This is a genomic window from Candidatus Aminicenantes bacterium (genome assembly GCA_011049425.1).
Classification (GTDB): domain Bacteria; phylum Acidobacteriota; class Aminicenantia; order UBA2199; family UBA2199; genus UBA876.
In genome coordinates this window covers 1-4,488 of record DSBM01000071.1, presented here as the reverse complement: position 1 = coordinate 4,488, position 4,488 = coordinate 1, and the positions used below count along the sequence as shown (strand labels likewise).

3 protein-coding genes are annotated in these 4,488 nt (G+C 54.5%); 1 reads left to right on the top strand and 2 read right to left on the bottom strand.

Annotated features, from left to right (window positions below; all coding sequences use genetic code 11):
* Positions 1 to 1,231 (bottom strand): diguanylate cyclase (locus ENN40_05050; GenBank protein HDP94713.1); only part of this gene is annotated, 1,231 nt, incomplete at its 3' end.
* Between the two features lie 70 nt (positions 1,232 to 1,301).
* Positions 1,302 to 3,650, bottom strand: a complete 2,349-nt coding sequence (locus tag ENN40_05045) for a PAS domain S-box protein (protein HDP94712.1) — start codon at positions 3,648 to 3,650, stop codon at positions 1,302 to 1,304.
* A 273-nt stretch (positions 3,651 to 3,923) separates the two neighbouring features.
* Here ENN40_05045 and ENN40_05040 point away from each other — a divergent pair.
* Positions 3,924 to 4,488, top strand: a 565-nt coding sequence (locus ENN40_05040; GenBank protein ID HDP94711.1) for an ankyrin repeat domain-containing protein, incomplete at its 3' end; no start/stop codon positions are given.

Sequence of the window (4,488 nt, the reverse complement as noted above, 5' to 3'; positions counted from 1 at the left end):
TCAACTTTTCAACTCTATACGGTACAACTCGGTTGCGGCCGTCCCGCTTCGCCTCGTAGAGACGTGAATCCGCCACAGATATCAGTTCATCCATGTCTGCGGATTCCGCGTTCACAACACCGATACTGCAGGTGACGTGAAAAGATGCTTCGTCGCGGCCGGAGAAAACGTGGTTTTCCACCGACTCCCTGATCCGTTCCGCGATAATGATACCGCCTTCCAGATCCGTTTCCGGCAGCACTACGCAGAATTCCTCACCACCGTATCGTCCCGCGTGGTCGATCTCTCTCAGGTTTTGCCCAACCAGTCCGGCAAAGTCCCGCAACACCGCGTCGCCGGCCTGGTGGCCCCGGGTATCGTTGATCTGCTTGAAATAATCCAGATCGATCATCAAAAGCGTCAACGGCGTGTCGTAGCGTTCAGCCCGTTTCAGCTCATATTCCAGCTTCGCCATCAGGTGTTGGCGGTTGGCCAGTCCGGTGAGGCTGTCCGAGGTGGCCAGGCGTTCAAGCTCTTTTTGGGCCCGGACTTTTTCGGTGATATCCTGGACAATGGTGTCGAAATAAACGAGTTTCCCCTCTTTATCAAATTTGCCCCTGGCATCAAATGACCCGATGAACTCGCCGCCGTCCTTGCGCTTCAAGTGCACGGTGTAGCCCAGTACGGCGCCTTCCTCGCGCAGCCGCCGAATCAGGTTGTCCCTTTCCCTGACGTCGGCCCACACATCCTCCAATTCCGCCATCTGCAGTTGCGAGAAAGAGTCATAGCCCGTCATGCGCAGAAGCGTATCGTTGACGGTCTCCAGGTCTCCGTCGCGGTTGGCGCGATAGATGCCCACGGGCAGATTCTGCTGCAATTGACAGAAACGCTGTTCGCTTTCCTGAAGGGCCTCTTCCAGACGTGTTTCTTCGAAATGACTGTGGAATTCCAGCAGAAATAAATTCTCCCCGCCTGGCTCTCCGGGTAACTGTGTCAAGGTGGCCGGCTGGTTCCGGCCCGTGCCGGGGTCAATAATTAAGAAGCGTGCATGCTCCTGCTCCGCGGAAACCTGGAACGTCCGCCGCATCTTCAGGATTTCCAGAATGGATTGGGGCAACCGGGAGCCCGGGATCATGCGTTGAAAACCGCTGTTGCTTAGGTGGATGCGCCCGTCTCGATCCACAACCGCCGCTGCCCGGACGGAACGTTCAAATACCCGCCGAAAAATATTCTTCTTTCCTATATCAGACATTTCCCCGCGCCACCCACATGATAGGGTCCCTCCCCCTCACCTGTCAACAACCCTTGTACGGACTCCGGATTCACTGCAGCACTTCGCGGATGCTCTGGGCGAATTGTTTCAGTTTAAATGGCTTCTGAATGAAACCGTTGCAACCACATTTCAATATTTCACGGGCTTTTCCGTTGATGCTGTAACCGCTGGAAAGCAGGACTTTAACTTCCGGATTGACCTTTCTGAGGCGGTTGAACGCTTCTTCTCCGGACATCCCGGGCATGATCATATCCAGAATGACAAGGTCAATTTCCTCTTTCTGATTCTCATAAAATGCCAGGGCATCCCGGACATCGAGGAACGCGTAGACCTTGTAGCCGAGGGACTCAGCCATGCTGCGGCTCACGTCCAGAACCACACTTTCATCGTCCACGATCAGGATTGTCTCATTGCCCTCTTCCGCTGCCCGGGTTTCCCGGTTTTCAGCAGCCACCTTTTTTTCGGAAGCGGGTATGAGGATTAAAAAAACCGCACCTTGGCCGGGTTCGCTGAACACTTCGATTCCGCCTTTGTGCCCCCTGATGATGCCATAGACCATGGCCAGGCCCAATCCGGCTCCCCTTCCCATTTCCCTGGTTGTAAAAAACGGGTCAAAGATACGTTCCTTTGTCCGCGCATCCATGCCAACGCCGGAATCGGCAACCGTAACTTTTACATATCGGCCCGAAGTAATGCCGTATTTGGATGCCTGCTCATCGCTGACCCAGGCATTTTCCGTTTTCAGAAAGAGTTCACCGCCGTCAGGCATGGCATGCCAGGCATTCAAATACAGATTCATCAGAACCTGTTCCATCTGGCCGCGATCCACCTCCACGGTCCACAGATCCGCTTCATATTGCTGGTTGATCGTGATCTCTTTTCTGGTTCTGCCGAAGATCGCCGCGGTTTTGCCGAGGATATCGCTGATGTCGACAGGTTTGACTTCATATTGCCCGCCACGCGCGAAACCCAGCAACTGCCGGGTCAGGGCCGAGCCGCTCTGGACCTGCTCCTCAATCCTGCTGATCCATTTGTAATAATGATGAGATGGATCAATATCCTTCAGGATCAGGGACGCATAGCCCTGAATCCCCATGAGCAGGTTGTTGAAATCATGAGCGATTCCGCCCGCGAGTGTGCCGATTGATTCCATCTTCTGCGCCTGGCGAAGTTGCCTTTCGACCCTTTTTTGTTCGGTGAGATCTTCGAATGTGGTCAAAAACTCACCGGAAACCAGCAGCGATGAAATCAGGCTGAATATCCTTTTCTTTCCGTCCTTGCAGATCATCGTGAAAACCCTGGGCTTCTTTTCCCCGGGCAACGCATCTTTGAAATCCTCCACCCATTTTGATATGACCAGGCGCCTGTAATCCTTGTCCGGGAAAGCCTTGCGAAACCATTCCCGGCCATTCGGGACATCAGTCATGTCGTAACCGGTCAGTTCCGTAAATTTGCTGTTGATATAGATATATTCGCCCTGTTCCGTGGACAACACCATGCCGAAGGGCGCATTGTCCGCAAGGGTTCTGAATCTCTCTCTTTCACTCAAGATCTCTTGCTCAAATCTCTTTCTGTCCGTAATATCCCGCACAATCGCCTGGATAAAATCCTCTCCCACAGCACCCAGGGCGTTCAGGCTGACCTCCACATCAAAGAGGGTGCCATCAAACCGACTGTGTTGCCATTCAAAACATTGGGCTTCTCCCCGCATTGCCGCTTCAATCATCTCACGGGCTTTTTCTTTCGAGAGCCTCCCATCCGGCTGGGTACTGGGCGAAAATTTATATGGCGGCTGCCCGATGATCTGTTCCCGGGTGCAAGCGAACATTTCCAGGGTTTTCCGGTTGCAGTCAATAAAGGTGTCCCTATTCATCAGGAAAATCGCGTCATTCGCGTTTTCAAAAATCGTGCGGAATTTGGTCTCGCTTTCAAGCAAAGCCTTTTGGGTTTTTCTGCGTTCCCCGATATCATGAACGAAATTCAAGGAAGCCGGTTTGCCCTCCCAGTCGATTAAGACAGCATGCAACTCCGCCCAGATATACCAGCCTTTTTTGTGCAGAATCCGAAAAGCGTATACCTGGGGTGCTTCTTTTCCCTCCATTCTCTGCAGGTGGCGCCCCAGAACCAATTGCCGGTCATCCGGGTGGACAAACTCAACAAACGGCTTGGACTGCAGCTCCCGCGGGGAATAGCCGGTCAAAAAAGCCGCCATGGGATTGACAAAAACCAGGTTGCCATCCTGAGCCACCAGGATGGCGTGCATGGCTTTTGTCACGAGCAGGCGGTATTGTCCCTCGCTTTCCTCCAAGGCGGCCCTGGACTCTTTCTCTCTTTTCAACTCTTCCCGGAGATTCCTGATTCTCTCTTCCAGTTCCTGACAGGTCGGCTTTTTGGGCATGGGGTTTGTGACTTGATTTTACAAAGATTTAGCTAAATAAACAAACTTGGAGTCATCCACCCTTTTTTCTTGACATTTCATATTACGGGTGCTTACAATCATTCTCCGGGGGGTTTGAATTTGTTCCGTATCCATTCGCTAGGCCGTTCTGCCCGGACCGGCAAGAAGTCTCAATTCCGGCTGTATGCCGTTGGTCTCCTCCTCAGCGTGATTTGCGCCTGTGGCCGGGATGCGCCCGCGCCCCCAGGAACGGGGGAAGTTTCCGGCCCGGATATGGAGAGACATGACCCGCCTTGGCCGGCACAACAGCAACCGGATGGTTCACCCACCGTCCCGCAGGCGGAAGGATCGCGGCTGCTCACGGCGGTCCGGGAAGGCGACATTGAAACATTCCAGGCTCTGTTGGCTCAAGGTACTCCCGTTTCGGCCGTGGATCCGACCGGTCGCTCGGCGCTGCACTGGGCAGCTCTGAAAGGCCGGAGTGAATTCGCAAAAACCCTGGTAGAGTCCGGGGCGGACCTGGAAAAGACGGATAGAGACGGGCGGACTCCATTGCATCTGGCTGCGCGCGCGGACGCCGGATCGGTGATCCAGTCACTATTGAACGCCGGAGCGGTAGCGGATGTCCGCGATAACCACGGTTACCTGCCCGTTGAACTGGCATCGGCCTACGGACTGGAGAGCGAATCCCACGCACTTCTCGAGGAAGCCATGGTGCGCCTCCAGGAAGAGCCCGGGAGGAGCGCTGTCCGGGATGTGGTGCACCGATACATCGAAGCCCTGAAGGCAGGGGACGCGAAAACGCTTCATGCCTTGAGCGTGCCGGGAACCCCCGAGC

Coding starts and splice junctions, on each gene's coding strand:
- ENN40_05045 (HDP94712.1), bottom strand. CDS start 3,650: ATGCCCAAAAAGCCGACCTGTCAGGAACTGGAAGAGAGAATCAGGAAT.